An 18,218-nucleotide genomic window follows, 5' to 3' on the forward strand; every position below is an offset into this window, starting at 1 on the left:
CTTATGCAGACCCTTTTAACGATTACGTAACTGTCGCACTTCATTTTTGAGTGCCAACAACTGACTATTAACCTGGCGGCGGAAAGCATCAATCGAGCGAATCGATTCATCTACACTTTTCAATTTGGCGGCTACATCAGACTGTAACTGCTTGCCAGAAACCTGCTTGTCGAGCTGAGCAAGTTGTTCTTGTAAAGCCGCTTGGGTTGCTAATTGCTCAGTACTGGCAACAGACACTTGGCTAGACAATGATTGCAACTGACGCTCCAGTTTGGAAAGCGTTTTTCGCAAAGCTTGTACCTGCTGAACACTCTTTTTAGCTTGTTGGGCATCTGCAGAAATTTGTTTATAGCGTTTTTCCAAGGTTTGCAAAGACTTGTTGGTTTGTTTTAGCTTATTTGATACAGGCTTGAGTTCTGCTAAGCTTTTTTCTTGCTGAGCCAGCTGCTCAGTCACTTTTGCAATAGCAGGCTTATTTAGCTTATTTGATAAGTCCCATAGCTTACGAATTTCTGAATGAGCAAGCTTTAAATCAATTTGAATTTTATCAATGGCCTGCTGAATTTTGCTGCCAGACTCAGTGATAGATGCATCAGTCTCTGATACTTTACCTGTAACATCCTGCAACTGCTGAAGCGCTTTGTCATAAGCTTGCTTTGTGGTACTCAACTCAGCTTGCAATAGTGTCAGCTGCTGGTAACCCAAAAATCCACCACCTGATACAACCACGACTAATACTAGTAAGAGTAATACCCAAAAAGGATTGGTGCGTGTCTTAACCTCAGGTTGATTAACCTTACCTGGTGAGCGTCGATGAATTGCACGGTCAGCAATATCGTCCCTAGCAATTGCCATACTTGGCAGATCGTCATCGATGTCTTCAAGGTGTCTACTCATACAGTTGATGCTCAATAGTTACTCAATAAATACTGTACCGCTGATTGTAGTGTAATGCAGTACTTAACCCAAGTACTGGCGTTAGCTGTCTAAACCTTTGATAATGAATCCTTGGTAACGTGCCAAGATGAAAAGCAAAATTAATCATAAGCTTGCACTCGCTCCAAGCTGACACAACAAGATAATTTAGGAGATTTCACAGTGTTCCGAAAATCTCTGGAACAATTGTCGCACAGCGACTTTAAGGAACTACTGAGTGGTAGAAAGTGTTTGTTGTATGGAGCAAATGGCTATACAGGAACTTTAGTGGCCCGTAAAGCGCATGCACTTGGATTAACACCCATTCTTGCCGGGCGACAAGAGCAGTTTATCGTGCCTTTAGCCACTGAACTTGGCTGCTCTTATCGTATTTTCAATATATTAAAAGCTGAAGAAGCCTGTGAACAACTTAATGATGTTGATGTTTTAATCAACTGTGCAGGTCCATTTCCACAAGATACTACTGCAATAATCCAAAGCTGCCTGGCAAATACTGTACATTATTTAGATATCAATGGAGACTTAGCGACACTTGTCAATGTGCAACGCTTTCATACCAAAGCCCAGGAAACAGGTGTTGTCTTATGCCCTGGTGTTGGCTTTGATGTCATCCCCACCGACTGTATTGCTGCAACCTTAAAGCATGCGTTACCTGATGCAGTTTCCTTATCCTTAGGTTTTGAAGTACATGGAAAACTAAGCCCAGGCTCTGTTAAAACGCTTTACAATGTTGTCGCTAATGGCTGCCAGATAAGACAAAATGGCCTGCTTACCCCAGTACCATTTGGCTATCATATGCGCCACTTTGATGAGAAACAAAGCGAAAAAATGGTAACAGCCATTCCATGGGGAGATTTAGCTTCAGCGTATTTCAGTACCCAAATCCCTAACATTGAGTGTCTTTACCCTATCGACCCTGAGCATCTGCCTTGGTTGAAACGTTTACGCTGGTTTAGAGGGCTACTCAAGTTGCCTTGGCTTAAAAAACTTGCTTATTTGCTTATATCTTCACGTTTTCAAACACCTACCCCTATAGAACGCCAGCAAAGTGCCACTTATTTCTGGGGTGAGGTTAAGAACTCATCCGGGCTGGTTAAGCGGGCATCGTTGAAAGCAGCTGATGGTTATGATTTAACTGTCGCAGGGGTATTACTCGCACTGCAGTTTCTATTGAATTATGCGGGTGATGGAGGGTATTTCACCCCCTCACAACTTATGGGACGAAACTGTGTAGAAAGTCTTCCCAATACTTCAAATATTCGTATTACTACTCATTCATTATCTTGAAAAATTGCATGTTAAACCCCATACCAACAGACAGGGAAATACTTAATGATGCGTACAAATAACCACACACGAATCACGTAGATAGGCAATAGGCAAAATGCTAAGATTGCTGCATAAACTATAATGTACTGCTTAATGTGTATTTTTCAGACAATATAGGTTTTTTTAGCAATTATATTGAACTTAGCCTTTAGCGTTTTAACTAATACCCACAAACCAGGGGGTATTAGTAACAACACAAGTTTGCATAAAAACTGACTCCCTAAGTGAATGTTTTATGGGTAACATCATGTGACCTTCTATACGACAATATACCCAAAGCAAAGGTGTACACGTATCTGAGTAAAGAGGAATATAAAAATACCTCTCTATAATAACTTTCTCAAAGGGAAAACCTCATTGCCTAAACTACAGTTAACGTATTTTTGTTGCTGTTTTGGCAATCCGTAATTGATTAGCACCTAATGATGAGATAATTGGAGTAGCATATGGCTATCGAACTACCTGCTTTACCTTATGAGCGCAATGCACTTGAGCCTCACATTTCTGAGGAAACCCTCAACTACCATTATGGTAAACACCATAAAACTTATGTTGATAAATTAAACGGTTTATTGCCAGGCACAGCTCTAGAAGGTAAAGATCTGGAATACATTGTTAAGCATGCTGAAGGCGGTATGTTCAACAATGCAGCACAAATTTGGAACCACACTTTCTACTGGCATTGCTTAAGCCCAAATGGTGGTGGTGAGCCAACAGGTGAGCTGGCTGATGCAATCAACAAAGCATTTGGTTCATTTGAAGAGTTCAAAGCACAGTGGAATGATCGCGCTGCTAATAACTTTGGTTCTTCCTGGACATGGCTGGTAAAAAATGAAGATGGTAGCGTAGAAATTGTGAACACGAGTAATGCCGCTACCCCTTTGATAACTAGCCAAAAACCTCTGCTAACGGTTGATTTGTGGGAACATGCCTACTACATCGACTATCGTAACTCTCGCCCTGACTACCTGAAAGCATTCTGGGCTTTGGTAAACTGGGAATTTGCGGCTAAGAATTACGCAGAATAAGCACACAGTATAAAAGTGCAGGTTAAGCCTTTACTTGGTATTTAACCAACCCTAAAAGCCAGTTACCTCCGTTCACCAGGTAGTAGCTGGCTTCAATTAAACAACTGTATACCCAAATTTTGTTTACCGCGTTTCCTGCCTAAGCTACTGATTATGAAGCAGCTGCAAACACTTTCAACAATACTCATAGCTCCCACTAATAGGCAGCTGACGTCCAGCCCCAAAGGATCGACGCTGTACACGTATGATAGGTGGAGCCTGGCGGCGTTTGAACTCTGTACGGTCAACTAACTTTTTAACTTCAGCAATCACTTCAGTCGACACCCGCTGTAAGATGGCACTAGCCTGTTGACGCTCATGTTCTGAAATTAAATCGCCTTCAATGTATTGCTGTAAAATGGCATCTAAGACAGGATAGTCTGGTAACGAGTCACTGTCTTTTTGATCTTCAGCTAACTCAGCAGAAGGTGCTTTATCAATAATTTCCTGCGGAATAACCGCTGCAGGGTGAAGCTCGTTATAATAGTTTGCTAACGCATAAACTTGTGTTTTATATAAATCACCCAAGACATTTAATCCACCACACATGTCACCATATAAGGTGGCATAACCAACACTAAGCTCACTTTTATTACCTGTTGATAACACTAAATAGCCTGTCTGATTACTGTACTCCATTAACACACGACCACGAATTCTAGCCTGTATATTTTCAGCAGTAATCCCTCTTGCTGGCTCTTTAAAAACACCCGAAAAAGATTGCAAAGATGAGGCAAACTCATCATCAATAGAGTACGTATAAAGTTTAACACCTAAGTTATAACAAAGCGCTTCCGAGTCGTGTCGACTGCCCTCTGAAGAAAATCGCGATGGCATAGTGATAGCCGTTACTTTTTCTGCACCAATAGCTTGCTTCGCAAGCGCTAATGTCAAAGCACTATCGATGCCTCCTGAAGAACCAATTACAATGCCAGGAAAACCACACTTAGCCACATAATCTCTGATTCCCATAATAAGCTGCTGATAATAAAGTGCGATATTATCCATAGCCAATAAAGTAACACTAGGTGATTTTTTAGCATCAGGACTAAGCACTGTTATTGTAGTAACATGCTCTTCAAATGCTGGTAGTTGCAGCACCCCTTGCCCTTTTTCATCACACACAAAACTGGCACCATCATAAACAATATCATCATTAGCCCCTGTTTGATTCACATAAATCAAGGGTGCCTGACAGTGTTTTGCAATATGTGTAAAGCGTAAAACCCGCTCTTCCTGTTTTCCTGTATTTGAAGGTGAACTATTAAGTGAAATCACCAAATCAGGTTTTTCCCGCGCAAGATCCTGCACAGGGTTATTATCATAATGAAAAGGCGCTTGATCATTCCAACCATCTTCACAAATCAAAAAACCCAACCGATGTCCACGAAATAAGCAAACACCAGGTATTTTTCCAGGTTCAAAATGGCGCGCTTCAGAAAAAATATTATAGGTAGGTAATAGTTGCTTATGATAGATAAAACGACAATTGCCTTTTTCAATTAACATCAATGCATTATGATAAGGCTTTCCAGTAAAGGCATTACGGTCCACAACCCCTATAATAATACCCGCTGAATATTGCTCAGACAGTTTTTTTATGCGTTCGATGTGCTCATCCTGATTAGCAATAAATTCAGGCTTATCCAATAAATCTAAGGGGTAATACCCTGTAATACAGAGTTCTGAGAAAATAATTAAGTCGGTTTGATTTCCCTGCTGCTGTATTACTTCACTAATTTTATTGCAGTTTCCTGCCAAATCCCCAATACGATAATTAAGCTGGGCTAAAGTTACTTTCATCATCATTCTCCTTTAGGCAGCTACCGCAAAAACCTGTTTTAAATAAGTCACAAATGCCTCATCATGACACATAACTTTTCCAGGACTATCAGATAGCTTAGCAACAGGCTGACCATTACACTCCACTAATTTTAATACCATATTTATCGCAGGTACGCCTAAATCATGGCTTAAATGAGTACCAACACCAAAACTGGTTTGTGTCCGTCCTTTGAAGTGTTTGTAAATATTGAGGGCTTGAGTAATATTCAAACCATCACTGAAAACCAACTGTTTACTTTTAGGATCAATATCAAGTGCTTTATAATGTGCTAAAGCCTGCTCTCCCCAAAGTATTGGATCACCAGAATCATGCCGTAAACCATCAAACACTTTTGCCAAATAACGATCAAAATCTCGTAAAAAAGCCTGCATGCTAATTGTGTCTGTTAAAGCAATACCGAGTTCACCTCGATACTCTTTCACCCATGCTTCAAGCGCTGCTTTTTGACTATCCACAAGCCTGACATCTAACCCTTGATGTGCCTGAATCCACTCATGTGCCATCGTGCCAATAGGAACTATATCCATTTCTCTGGCAAGATAAACATTACTTGTACCAACAAAAAGATCTGGCAACTCGTGCTTTAACACGTCAACAACTTCATAATGCCAATTCCGGCTAAATCGCCTACGCGTTCCGAAGTCAACTAATTTAAAACCAAAACGACCTGCTTCGGGTTGCGCTTGTTTAATTTGCTTTATTTTTTGATAAAGTCTCTGTCTACCTTCATCAATAGATACTGTTGAGTAATACTTACGACTATATAACTCACTGATAATGGCCAACAGGTAAATCTCAAAATGCGTGACTTGCACCCAAGGACCAGCAACAGTAACCGCAAGCTGATCATCTTCTATACCCACATTGATATAGTGAGCCTGTAATTTAAAGGTCGCCAAAAAATCAACAAAATCAGATTTCAAATACGGCAACTGCTTTAAAAAGCGTATCTCATCCTGTTTAAATGTTAATCCTGCTAAAGCCATAACTTGTTCACGTAATTCAGGAAGTAACGCTTTTAAGTCAATAGGGCTACGACATTTAAACTTAGCAACAACATCAGTATTCGGGTATTGATGCAACATAGCCTGTTGCATGGTGAATTTATATAAATCGGTATCTAATAATGAGGTAATAATTTGTTCTCTCATGTTACCCCTCCTCTACAACTCAACCTTCAAATCACTACAATGGGTAATAAATATCACACCAGCGTTTTCCATTTCAGCTTTAGCACAAGCAACGGAGTCAACCGCAAGTCCTCGTGTCGCCGCTAAATTGACAATAACCTTGAAACCTGCGGATCTAAGTTGTAAAGCAGTCGTTTTGACACAATAATCCAATGCCAGTCCTCCCAGCACAATCCATTGAATTTGGCGAAAATGTAAGAACTCGATAACACCCGTACTGAGTTTATTTGATAAATCGTGAAAACATGCTCCATAAGGATGCATATCCAACTCAACCCCTTTCCAAACAAAATAATCATATGCTGCAGGCTCTGGTAACCCGGATAGCAGCGTAAACCCCTTTGTCCCAGGTACAGCATGTACAGGCCAGCGTATATCCACATGCTTGCCTTCAACTGGCTGTAATGGAGGGTGATGCTCATCTGCTACCCAAATGGCATGGGGGCTATGTGCATCTTTGGAGCCAAGGCGCCAACCCGCTAATTGTGCCTGAGCATTGAGTTCTTTCACAATAGTATGTCCACCAGGTATGGGTAACTCATCAGGACATAATGGGGTAAATGTTTGTTGGGCATCTACATCAAAACTAGCGACAAACTGTTTTTTACCGAGGAACATGACACCCTCCTTAATGAACTAAATTCACTTACATGTCAAGCTTATCTCATAACTTTCGACTTTGTTTAAAGTGCTTACATAGCGTAAACTGGCCTCCGGCTGATAAGCCTTGTGTTAAATCCCATTTATCTACTCAAAAACGATGTGACAACCGAAGAAACCAGGTTTTAATGTAAGTATCATCCGAATAATCAATTAAAAATATTTGCAGATCAACAGCATAAGCTATATATACATGAAACATGGCTTAACACGATTAATATCCATTGTACGGTGCTGATAACAGGCGGAGGCGAAGTTAGATGCCCATTGATCACACTATGATCAGTGAAGAAGAATACTTACAACAGTACAATATTAACCACTACACAACTCCACTCTGCAGTGTCGATGTGGTGATATTTCGACTTCACAATCAACAGTTACAGGTGCTTACCTGTGCACGTAAACAGCACCCTCATATAGGGCAACTTGGTCTACCTGGTGGTTTTATTGATATTGATCAAGACAGGGACTTAGATGCCACTGCTCATAGAAAACTTCATGAAAAAACAGGCATGAAGGCCCCTTACCTAGAACAGGTTGGAACCGTTGGCAACCCTCAGCGAGACCCCCGAGGTTGGTCAGTAACGGTTATCTATTATGCCCTGTTACCAGGTACTGACATTCAACAGCAAACAGAAGATGTACGTTGGTGTAATATACTTGGAGACAGTGTCACAGAGCAGTTAGCATTTGACCACAACCACCTTATTTCCCAAGCATTAGAACGACTTCGTAACAAAATTCAATATACCTCTTTGCCTGTCTACTTATTACCCGAAGAGTTTACCCTTGCCGATATACGCGACGTATTTGCTGCTATTCTGAAAAAAGCTCCTCCAATGCGATCTATTCGAAATCGCTTTTTACATGAAGACTTACTTGAAGATACAGGGAAAAAACGCTATGGAAGTAACCGTCCAGCAGCACTTTACCGTTTGAAAAAAACGGCAAAAGCCCACTTTTATAATCGGCTTTATCACACAACTCAGCAAGAATAAGTAGTTATCCTAATATAGATACACTATTTTCTTGACAAAATGTCTATTACAGCGTGTTTTTTAGACATGTGGTCATCGCCGTCAATATATCCGCTAGTTATGTTATTAACTTCATAGCTTTTAAGTCTCAGACTCAGTCATAATAATAAGGCTAATAATCCTAAATTGATGTTTAAGGAATGAGCAAACTAGCGGCAGTAAAACTTAAATACTAAAAAATGTGAGGAAGGCTATGCACACAAACACTACAAATTGCTGGCATAAACAGTTGTTACTTTTCTTCACTGTGTTTTTATTCGCAAATACTGGGATCGCAGACGTTCCACCTGAGCAACAAACGGAAATCAACCATCTTGTTGACTTTGTCCGAAACTCTGCTTGTCTCATGGAGCGAAATGGCGCAAAACATAACTCTACCGAAGCTGCATCTCATATTTTGAAGCGCTATGATTATTTTCGTGATGAAATCAATAACACCGAAGACTTCATCCAAATGACAGCCTCTCGCAGCACTATTACTGGCAAAGATTACCAGGTACTTTGTCCCAATCATGCCCCCTTACGAGCTCAAGACTGGCTACTAGCAGAGTTAGATAAGTTTAGAGCAATACAAAGCAAAACGACTTCCGTCTCTCTTAATTGATCTGTGATATCTAATGATAATGTGATTGCTCAGTTTAACTACCTAATAAGAAGCAGTGTTTCTAATAAATGAACACCACAAAATAGAACCATGGTAATAAATTAAGCATTTATAAAATAGGAAAAGTGAGCAATCACATTATCATCATCAGCTTTCCACAGAGCTCTGAACTTCCCTATCTTTTCCTCATTCCCCTTACTTAATCTAAAATTCACACTTACCTTTTGCTGTCTAATGCTCATAATTTTTTGCTAAGCTTACAAAAGCGCTTAATCACCTTAACTCAATAAATAGGAGCATTATGATGAAAGTTATGGTTGATCTTTGCATTATTCCCTTAGGTGTTGGCGTTTCATTATCTCCTTATATAGCAGCCTGTAAGCCTATTCTTGATCAAGCCGGACTAAATTGGGAACTACATGCATATGGCACAATTATCGAAGGCGAATGGGATGCCGTGTTTAAAGCAATCAAAGCTTGCCATGAAACTATTCATGCCATGGGAGCTCCTCGTATCACAACAACATTAAAAGTCGGTACTCGAACTGATCGAGAACAATCCATGACAGATAAAGTTACCAGTGTGCAACATAAGTGGTAAGTCTATTCTTCAAAACTTAGTTGCCACTTCAGACTTATATAATAGTTTTTCTAAACTCACAGCTAAAAAAATAATTATGGCTGCACACATAATATAACCCCAATCCAGCCATGTTAAAGGGGCACTATGGAAAATCATCTGCATTGGTGCCCAATAAGTGTAAAGTACTTGCAGTCCTGTCATAAACAGTGCCCCAAACATCAACCATGGATTGCCAAGTAATGTTGTAAAGACAGGTGAAACATACAGCTTACGACAGTTAAATAAATACAACATCTCACCAAATACAAACACATTAACAGCCATCGTATGCGCTTTAGCCACATTACCTGAATCAGCTAACGTTTGGTGAAAGAGCCAAAAGGCACTTAATACCAATAACACAGAAACAATAATAATTCGTAAAATAAGCTGTTTCCCTAAAATAGGCGAATTTGGTATCCTTGGTGGCCTGATCATAATACCTTGTTCTTTAGGCTCAAATGCCAACATTAACCCCAGGCATATCGCTGTTGTCATATTAATCCATAAAATCTGCACTGGTAATATAGGCAATGTGGTGCCCAACAAAACCGCCATCAATATAACTAACCCTTCTCCTACATTGGTGGGTAACGTCCATGAGATAAATTTAATCAGGTTATCATAAATACCCCGTCCTTCTTGTACTGCAGAGACGATAGAAGAAAAGTTATCATCAGTCAGCACCATGTCTGCAGCCTCTTTAGCAACCTCAGTGCCTTCTCGTCCCATGGCCACACCAATATCGGCCTGCTTTAGTGCTGGTGCATCGTTCACCCCATCCCCAGTCATCGCTACAACCTCGCCTTGCGCCTGTAATGCTTCAACGAGACGTAATTTTTGTTCTGGAGCAATGCGAGCAAACACTGACACTTGTTGTACTTTTGCTATCAGCTGTTGATCATCCAGTTGTTGTATTTCAGTCCCCATCATCACATTATGTTGTGATACTGAAGTAAATAAACCAATTTGCTTGGCGATAGCCAATGCCGTTACACCATGATCTCCTGTAATCATTTTTACTGAAATTCCAGCAGTGTGGCACTGTTGAATCGATTCGATCACTTCTTTTCTTGGTGGATCTATCATGCCTTGCAAACCAAGAAAAACTAACTGTTCAGCGACATGATCATGGCCTATAGCCCCTAACGCAACCTCATGCTCAGTACACGCAAATGCCAAAACTCGCATCCCCTGTGCAGCTAGCTGTTTCATTTGCTGCTCTATTAACTTAGTGTTTAATGGTTGCTCATGACCACTATCATCAAGCATTGACTGACAACGAGACAAAATACTTTCAACAGAGCCCTTTAAATAAACTAAATGTGTATCCTCACTTTCATGGTGATGAACTGTAGCCATATACTGGTACTCAGACTCAAAAGGTATTGCATCACAACGAGGATGATCAGAATGTAAAACTTCATGATCTAATCCCCCTTTATTTGCAGATACGATGAGTGCAGCTTCTGTCGGATCCCCCTCAATACACCAACTGCTTTCTTTTTGAAAAAGCCTAGCCTCATTACATAATACCCCTGCTTTTAAGCACTGAGACAACGCTTTATTTTTAGTTAAATCTGCAGTTTCACCCTGAAAATGAACCTTACCATGGGGGGTATATCCTGCACCCGTTACTTCATACTCTATTCCTGCAGCTACAATTCTAGCTACAGTCATTTGGTTCTGGGTTAATGTCCCTGTTTTATCAGAGCAGATAACAGTGGTGCTACCTAATGTTTCTACCGCAGGCAATTTTCGAATAATGGCATTACGTTGAGCCATACGCGCAACACCAATACCTAATGTAATTGTCATCGCTGCAGGCAATCCCTCTGGTATAGCTCCAACAGCTAAGGCAACTGCTGCCATAAACATATCCAACCAAGATTCACCATGCATAATACCAAATAGAAATGTCATGCCAGCCAGTAATAAAATTACCCAAAGCAGTGCTTGGCTAAACTTTTCCATTTTTTTTAATAACGGAGTTTGTAGCTTGGTTGTCCTGGCTAATAACGCATTTATCTTCCCTATTTCAGTCGCATCACCCGTAGTCACGACAACGCCCTTACCAACACCATAGGTCACAAGCGATGTTGAAAAAGCCATGTTATGTTGGTCAACCAACATCGACTCTGTAGGTAAAAGTGCTGTATTTTTAGCAACGGGTACTGACTCACCCGTTAGCGAAGACTCATCGATATATAAATCCCTACTGTGTAATAATCGTAAATCCGCTGGAACCTTATCCCCTGACTGTAGTAATACAAGATCTCCAGGAACAAGCTGCTGGATAGCGATCTGTCGTTTTTGTCCATTCCTAATAACCGTGGCCTCATAATTCATAGCATTAGCAAGTGCGGCAATTGCCTTAATAGCCTTACGTTCTTGCATAAAGCCAATAATTGCATTTACCAAAACCACACCAAAAATAACCGAAGCATCAACCCACTCTTTAAGTAATAGTGTAATAAGGGTTGCAGCTAACAAAATATAAATAAGAGGCTGATTAAACTGACTAAAAAATAATCGAAAGTTGCTTTTTTGTTGCTTCACTGAAAGCTGATTAAAACCAAAGCATTTTTGACGTTCATACACCTGGTCACTCGTTAAACCACGTATTGCATCCGTTTCTAACGCATCAATACTCTCTTTATCCGTCAGGTCATGCCAGTGCTTCTTTTCCAAACTAAGCATAATTCGTCCTTCCCAACATCAGTGAGCTTTGATAATAAGATACACTATATGAATATTACTGTCTTCAGGTAGGGATTGTATGGAAGTGTGAACGAATAAATGCGATACAGAATAGCTTAAAGCTGACAATAACTTGTAAAGAAAAACAAATAACCTATTAATTGACTAAACAATTACTCCTTATCGTCATGAAATCATTTTGCAGTGAATGTAACATTATGTCTGCTATAAATTGCTTTAACCTGTCCTGAGTTGATTAATGATTGCATGATTGAATTCAATGTATCTTTTTGACCTGCGTAAGGAGACTTCTTGGACAACGCATAATATACAGGTTCTTTTCTGACATGAACATAATCAGCATAAACATATTGACTGCCCACAGCACTACCAAGTTCTTTTTCTTGCATTTTACGGTCAGACTCTATTACAGCTAATACATTAACCTCACCACTTGATAGTGCTCGCGCCATTGCGGAATAATGCCCATATAGCTTTTTATTGAGTGAGTCATCACTATTAAATTCTTTAAAATAGAATGATCCACGTTTTGCTCCTACGACTAGCCCATACAAATTGTTATAGTTTGATATTTTAGACTTAAGTCCAGACTCAGTTAAAAAAAGCGTATTGGCAAGCCGATACCCCACAGGTCCTAAAAAATGTAAAAATTTAGCTCTCTTTTCATTGAAAGACACCCTTGGGATAATGTCGACTGATCCAAACTTAATATCTTTGATACTCCGTTGAAAGGGACTCTTACGCCAAGTGATTCGATAGCCACCTTCTTTTGCCACCAAGTTCAGGACATCCACTAAAGGCCCTCCTGGCTTGCCGTTAACCAAAAACATAAGGGGAGGACGCTCACGAAAATCTGCACGTAATACTTTAATCTTCGCTGCATGAGTAAGGTCACTAAACATCAATAACGTTGATAAAATCACTATTATTTTTTTCATCATTCTCTGCCCTGCTCATAACGTTTTCAGTATTCGCTATTCCTTTTGCTATCCCCTTCTTTTAGGGTCTATTAACAGGCCCTAGTTAAAGTTAATTATACCACCTTTACAAAGATTTCACATAATAGGGAGCAATTTCAAAAAATACGATAAGAATGATGATTCACTCATTAATGATAATATGCTTAATATCAATTTTTTTATTGGCAGGACTAGCAGTCGCACACGTAAATAAATCTTGCCGATTTATCAATTGAAGACTACAACATGATTGCTCGCTGTTAAATTCATAATGAACCTCTTGTAATTCCTTATATGGGAAAATACAAAAACTATTAATGGGTAATGCCATACCGAGTCCTGAGAATTTCATCACCGCTTCTTTGCCTACCCAGATACGATAAAACTGCCGAATCAGGTCTGAACGATCAAGACCATTAGAAAGAAAGCTATATTCATCAGGGTGAAAATAATCTCGTGCAATTTCCTGCCAATGCTTCCTTGAGTTAATGTATTCAATATCAACCCCTACCGAAACCTCCCTAGCAAGCAAATACATATATTTATTTTTAGAGTGAGATACGTTAAAAAATAAAGACTCCTCTTTAAGTATAGGTTTACCATGGCCTCCCACCGTAATATCAACTGAGCTTGGAGAGCAAGATAAATAGTACCCCAACAATATTCTAAGCACAGCTCTACTCACAACCACACGGTCATATGATTGAGCATACTTTATAGATGAAACATGTTTTTTTTCAGAAGGCGTCAGATAATGTATAAGCTCGTCATGTGAAGGTAAAACATGTCGATCCAATTCAATTAAGTAAGCGTCTCTGCCTTTAAGTCGTGGAGGAATAAAGTTCAATAGCAAATGACTCGCAGCGTTGTTACTCACTCCATGCCTTCCAATTCAATATTGAGTGCTTCACCAGAAATCTGGATCTCCCATAACGAAAATAATAATGATAATGTAATAAATGCTAAACTCAGCCCAAATAAAACTTCACCTGTTCCAGAATATTCAAGCAAAATAGCTATCATAGAAAAGGTACATAACAAGAAACTAAAGACCCCAAACCACTGCATACTACGAATCAGATTAACCCTTTTTCGTAAATTCGTTATCTGTCGTTTTAAATTACAGGCTTTTCCCTGGTCGATGCGTTTACGTAACTCCCTGATGAGTTGGGCAATCACTAAAAAACGGTTCGTGTAGGCTAGTAGTAACAATGATATTGCAGGGAATAATAAGCCTGGCGTGGTAATGGTAATCTGCATAAAAATACTTCAACTAAACAAGGTTTATCAAAATTATACAACGAACTGACTGCATTGAGCTGTTAGAAATCAATGAGTGGATACTATATAGCCTATATACTCACTCCAACTGTGCCTTTTGCGATAAATTAGGTGTTACTGGCAAGATAATAACTGCCAACCATTCTATCAATACATATCTCGAACTGCTCAGGCTTTGCTTATACAACACACTACAGTAAAATAAGATATATTGTTATAACAAAATAGAATAACCTTTAGTGTTCACAATATACTGACTGTTTTGGGGAGTTTTGGCGACAAACAACACCACATACATATTTACAACACCGGTGGCGAACCCTACGGCTAAGGATTGCACTCATACGATATACCACCACAGTAAAGGTTATAAAACCAAGGGTATTTTTCTCAGACTAACATTGGAGTCATTATGACAATAGAAGCACGACACTGGGTAAATACTGCAATTCAAAAAATTGAGGCCGACTTTAAACGCTCTGCAGATACTCACCTGATTAAACTAGATATTCCAAGCGTTCCAAATATTGATCTCTATTTTAAAGATGAATCAACTCACCCTTCTGGAAGCCTGAAACATCGCCTAGCTCGCTCACTCTTTCTTTATGGCCTTTGTAACGGCTGGATAAAGGAAGGAACACCTATCATTGAAGCATCTTCAGGCAGTACAGCCATTTCAGAAGCTTACTTTGCTCGGCTATTAGGTCTTCCTTTTATTGCCGTAATTCCTAAAACCACAGCACCCCAAAAAATAGCACAGATTGAGTTTTATGGTGGACAGTGTCATTTGGTTTCACCTGACCTAATATATGCTGAATCAGAACGCCTTGCGCAAGAGTTAAATGGTCACTATATGGATCAATTTACCTTTGCTGAACGGGTCACAGACTGGCGTGGTAATAATAATATTGCCGATTCTATTTTCAGACAAATGAGTGCAGAACGTTATCCAGTCCCTAATTGGATTGTCGTCAGTGCTGGCACTGGTGGTACATCAGCAACGATTGGTCGTTACATTCGTTATCATCCCCAACGACACCATAATACTCAGTTAGCCGTAGTAGACCCTGAGCACTCTGTATTTATTGACTACTTCAACAGTGGCGATTCGAGCTTAACAAGCCACCAGTGCTCCCGCATTGAAGGCATTGGCCGCCCCCGTGTCGAACCTTCCTTTATAGCAACGGTAGTTGACCGTATGCAACGTATCCCTGATGCAGCGTCATTTGCCAGTATTCACTTTCTTGAAAAGATATTGGGACGGAAGCTAGGTGGCTCCACAGGCACGAACTTTTATGGAACCTTGCAAATAATCAGTGAGATGCAACAACGTGGGGTACATGGAAGTATTGTCACCTTAATTTGTGACTCAGGTGATCGCTATTTAAACACTTATTACAATGATCAATGGCTGAAGGATCAGCAATTTAACTTAGCCCCTTACACACAAGCTTTGGAATCATTTTGGGATACTGGTTACTTGCCTAATATCCTCCAATAGTATTCCTAATCACCATCATAAGAAGAGCAGAAAAGATGATAGTCTACTGACTATCATCTGCATATGAACTTAACGGCTTACAAGGTACGATGAAATCTACATGATAGTGCTCATCATGTCTGACCCATGAGCGGCGTTTGGAAAACGTTAAATTTCTGCGTAAATAAGCACCATCTGCAGTTTGCCAAAGATAAGGTTGTAGTTTGGGATCAAAAATTACCCGCCAGATTTTAATACCATGCTGTGCTGCAGCCTGGTGCAACGCTTTTAAATGTGCTGCTACAGCAGGAAAATCGATATAGTAATCTTCTGTTCGACCAGCATTATCAAACTTATTAAAAATATGGGTTGGCAAAATATCAGGTTGTCCAGACTTATCTTTCACAGGCACCATAAAGTCAACAGATAAGCCATTTTGGTGGGTTTTATGTGGTCGAAAACGCCCACCCTCTTTAAAACCTGCTTCACCATATTTGAATTGTGTTTTTGGCAATGTGTGGGAAAGTGCTTTATACGCATCCAAAATTACATCACGCACAGTGGAATGGACATAGGTACGCCCTAAAGCAATAGCTGTATCACTATAGGCTACATAGTTTTTCCCCTCATCAGGTAAAGCCACACCTTTTAATAAACGTCCTTTTGCTGTTGTACCATAACATGTGCTATCTACTTGCACACTCCCTAAAACCACACTACAACAGCCACCTATAATAAAACTAAACAGCGTTTTTACTAACATTATTTATTACAACTCGACTCATACTACCTAACTACAATCTAACACACTCAAAGCCAAAATACTCATAGCTCCATATCCTAATGCTAATACCGCTGACCTTATTTAAAATAACTAAGAGGCTTCAAACCTTAATCTATAAGCATAAAAAACGATAGCAATCACTATCGTTTTTTAGACAACTTAGCATCTGCAAGGCTGTTACACACTACACCTTATGGAATGCTCCAAGTTCCACTCCCTGCATTTCTGCTATCCTTTGTTGCAGTCCATCGTCCATGTCCCGTACATGTTGGTGCTCCCACAATGGTTCCAGTAATGTTAATGGAATAACCATCTTGTTGTATCGTCACATTTACATCAAACTCAGGGGGAGGACCTGGTTTAATTGTCACTAAACTCCCACTACCTTTACGGCCACTCACAGGGTCTCTAGGTTGAGATTGACCATTAACTGTCCAGTCAATACTGACAAACTGATTATTAGTTAAAGAAAACGTTGTGTTTACATCCATCGATATACCTGTTGTGACATCGGCTCCAACCCCCTTCATGGTTCCCGTCATAGCCCCACAGTTTGCTAAAACTGCAGGAGGTGTCGCCGGTGCCGGCGTTCCACTATTATTCCAACATCCAGAAAAAAGTGTTGATAGTGCAACAATCGCTATACCTGAATATCCCTTCATATGCAGCATCCTTTCATTTTTTTTACACGTTTAATGTATTATTTGATGTAATATACCCATAGTGAAGGGTATAAGTAATATCGAGAAAGCCTCTAAATAGTTAGCTCAAATTCTAAGAGTAGCCTACAAAACTATTTTGTATTCATCACTTGACTGTTACCATGATTATTTGGTGACAAATACCAAATAATCCTTTTCTAAAACCTTCACCAAAGAGATAAACACTAATGTTCAAGGAGGAATAACAATGAGCAACTCAGACAATTTAATTACTATTGCAGAAAATATTTGGCTTTGTGATGGGGAAGACGTTAATTTTTATGGGTTTTCTTATTCCACACGTATGACTATTATCAGATTGCCCAATAATCAACTATGGATTCACTCACCAATTCGTTTAAATGAGTCATTACAACAAGCACTAAAAGAATTAGGCGAAGTACGTTATTTAATTGCCCCCAATAAACTACACCATTTATTTCTATCTGACTGGGTAGCCGCATATCCCAAAGCATTAACGTTTGGCACACATGAAGTTTGTAAAAAAAGAGATGATATTAGCTTCACTGCTGAACTAACAGATACTCCAGAAACACATTGGCAGCAAGAGATTGACCAGACAATCTTTCATGGTAGCCCAGCAATGGAAGAAGCTGTCTTCTACCATAAACCATCTAAAACGTTAATAGTAACAGATCTCATTGAGAACTTTGACCCTGATCATTTTAGCCGTTGGCAGCGAGCCATTGCCCGATTTACAGGGGTACTTGCTCCCCATGGCAAAATGCCAGCGGATTGGAGACTGAGCTTTTCCTTTGGTAGTAAACAACAAGCCCTACAATCTCTGGATTTAATATTAAGCTGGGACATAAAAACAATTATTCTGGCTCATGGAGAATGTATTTTCCAGGATGCTCGTGCCTTTCTAATAGAGTCATTTAAATGGTTAGAAGAGCATCATTGATACGTAATATATGACAACAAGCGTACTGTTTGAAAACAGTAAATCAGATCCAAATAACACAATAATAAGCCAG

At 39.7% G+C, this 18,218-nt stretch carries 17 protein-coding genes; 7 read left to right on the forward strand and 10 right to left on the reverse strand.

The window, feature by feature from the left end; genetic code table 11:
* Positions 1 to 15: 15 nt before the first annotated feature.
* Positions 16 to 897, reverse strand: coding sequence for a hypothetical protein (locus KCG35_RS08100; RefSeq protein WP_215819181.1), 882 nt, complete (start codon positions 895 to 897; stop codon positions 16 to 18).
* A gap of 201 nt (positions 898 to 1,098) precedes the next feature.
* Here KCG35_RS08100 and KCG35_RS08105 point away from each other — a divergent pair, with 201 nt between their 5' ends.
* Together KCG35_RS08105 and KCG35_RS08110 are read left to right on the forward strand one after the other, a co-directional pair.
* Positions 1,099 to 2,223 carry a saccharopine dehydrogenase family protein gene (locus KCG35_RS08105; protein WP_215819182.1) on the forward strand — a complete coding sequence of 375 codons (1,125 nt, stop codon included), beginning with the start codon at positions 1,099 to 1,101 and terminating at the stop codon, positions 2,221 to 2,223.
* Between the two features lie 488 nt (positions 2,224 to 2,711).
* Complete coding sequence (locus tag KCG35_RS08110) at positions 2,712 to 3,293, forward strand: Fe-Mn family superoxide dismutase (RefSeq protein WP_215819183.1); 582 nt, start codon at positions 2,712 to 2,714, stop codon at positions 3,291 to 3,293.
* Positions 3,294 to 3,467: 174 nt separating this feature from the next.
* Here the strand turns inward: KCG35_RS08110 and KCG35_RS08115 are convergent, their stop codons facing one another.
* The 3 genes from KCG35_RS08115 to KCG35_RS08125 are packed head-to-tail and all read right to left on the reverse strand — an operon-like array spanning position 3,468 to position 6,986.
* A complete protein-coding gene (locus KCG35_RS08115; RefSeq protein WP_215819184.1) occupies positions 3,468 to 5,135 on the reverse strand; it encodes an NAD+ synthase in 1,668 nt (555 codons plus the stop codon).
* Between the two features lie 12 nt (positions 5,136 to 5,147).
* Positions 5,148 to 6,329, reverse strand: coding sequence for a nicotinate phosphoribosyltransferase (gene pncB, locus KCG35_RS08120; protein ID WP_215819185.1), 1,182 nt, complete (start codon positions 6,327 to 6,329; stop codon positions 5,148 to 5,150).
* A gap of 12 nt (positions 6,330 to 6,341) precedes the next feature.
* Positions 6,342 to 6,986, reverse strand: a complete 645-nt coding sequence (locus tag KCG35_RS08125; RefSeq protein ID WP_215819186.1) for an isochorismatase family protein — start codon at positions 6,984 to 6,986, stop codon at positions 6,342 to 6,344.
* A 302-nt stretch (positions 6,987 to 7,288) separates the two neighbouring features.
* Here KCG35_RS08125 and KCG35_RS08130 point away from each other — a divergent pair, with 302 nt between their 5' ends.
* The 3 genes from KCG35_RS08130 to KCG35_RS08145 all read left to right on the forward strand — a co-directional run bounded on the left by KCG35_RS08130 (position 7,289) and on the right by KCG35_RS08145 (position 9,273).
* Positions 7,289 to 8,029, forward strand: coding sequence for an NUDIX hydrolase (locus KCG35_RS08130; RefSeq protein WP_230409084.1), 741 nt, complete (start codon positions 7,289 to 7,291; stop codon positions 8,027 to 8,029).
* A 232-nt stretch (positions 8,030 to 8,261) separates the two neighbouring features.
* Positions 8,262 to 8,672 (forward strand): DUF5329 family protein, encoded by a 411-nt coding sequence (locus KCG35_RS08135; RefSeq protein WP_215819187.1) that lies wholly within the window; start codon positions 8,262 to 8,264, stop codon positions 8,670 to 8,672.
* Positions 8,673 to 8,976: 304 nt separating this feature from the next.
* Complete coding sequence (locus KCG35_RS08145) at positions 8,977 to 9,273, forward strand: MTH1187 family thiamine-binding protein (RefSeq protein ID WP_215819200.1); 297 nt, start codon at positions 8,977 to 8,979, stop codon at positions 9,271 to 9,273.
* 9 nt (positions 9,274 to 9,282) lie between these two features.
* Here the strand turns inward: KCG35_RS08145 and KCG35_RS08150 are convergent, their stop codons facing one another.
* From KCG35_RS08150 to KCG35_RS08165, 4 genes are all read right to left on the reverse strand, one after another.
* A complete protein-coding gene (locus tag KCG35_RS08150) occupies positions 9,283 to 11,994 on the reverse strand; it encodes a cation-transporting P-type ATPase (RefSeq protein WP_215819189.1) in 2,712 nt (903 codons plus the stop codon).
* A gap of 194 nt (positions 11,995 to 12,188) precedes the next feature.
* Positions 12,189 to 12,956 carry a substrate-binding periplasmic protein gene (locus tag KCG35_RS08155; protein ID WP_215819190.1) on the reverse strand — a complete coding sequence of 256 codons (768 nt, stop codon included), beginning with the start codon at positions 12,954 to 12,956 and terminating at the stop codon, positions 12,189 to 12,191.
* 160 nt (positions 12,957 to 13,116) lie between these two features.
* Positions 13,117 to 13,851 (reverse strand): 4'-phosphopantetheinyl transferase family protein, encoded by a 735-nt coding sequence (locus tag KCG35_RS26920; RefSeq protein WP_215819191.1) that lies wholly within the window; start codon positions 13,849 to 13,851, stop codon positions 13,117 to 13,119.
* On the reverse strand, positions 13,848 to 14,234 hold the full coding sequence (locus tag KCG35_RS08165; protein WP_215819192.1) for a DUF2721 domain-containing protein: 387 nt from the start codon (positions 14,232 to 14,234) through the stop codon (positions 13,848 to 13,850). The genes KCG35_RS26920 and KCG35_RS08165 overlap by 4 nt, the downstream gene beginning before the upstream one ends.
* Positions 14,235 to 14,667: 433 nt before the next feature.
* Between KCG35_RS08165 and KCG35_RS08170 the strand changes: the two genes are divergently transcribed.
* Positions 14,668 to 15,756: a PLP-dependent cysteine synthase family protein gene (locus KCG35_RS08170; RefSeq protein WP_215819193.1), complete on the forward strand. Its 1,089-nt coding sequence runs from the start codon at positions 14,668 to 14,670 to the stop codon at positions 15,754 to 15,756.
* A gap of 43 nt (positions 15,757 to 15,799) precedes the next feature.
* Here the strand turns inward: KCG35_RS08170 and KCG35_RS08175 are convergent, their stop codons facing one another.
* On the reverse strand, positions 15,800 to 16,498 hold the full coding sequence (locus KCG35_RS08175; protein ID WP_215819194.1) for a penicillin-insensitive murein endopeptidase: 699 nt from the start codon (positions 16,496 to 16,498) through the stop codon (positions 15,800 to 15,802).
* 212 nt (positions 16,499 to 16,710) lie between these two features.
* A complete protein-coding gene (locus KCG35_RS08180) occupies positions 16,711 to 17,181 on the reverse strand; it encodes a hypothetical protein (protein ID WP_215819195.1) in 471 nt (156 codons plus the stop codon).
* Between the two features lie 247 nt (positions 17,182 to 17,428).
* Between KCG35_RS08180 and KCG35_RS08185 the strand changes: the two genes are divergently transcribed.
* Positions 17,429 to 18,145, forward strand: a complete 717-nt coding sequence (locus tag KCG35_RS08185; RefSeq protein WP_215819196.1) for a DUF4336 domain-containing protein — start codon at positions 17,429 to 17,431, stop codon at positions 18,143 to 18,145.
* The last annotated feature ends 73 nt before the right edge of the window (positions 18,146 to 18,218 follow it).

It is taken from the genome of Zooshikella harenae (genome assembly GCF_018837975.1).
Taxonomy (GTDB): Bacteria; Pseudomonadota; Gammaproteobacteria; order Pseudomonadales; family Zooshikellaceae; genus Zooshikella; species Zooshikella harenae.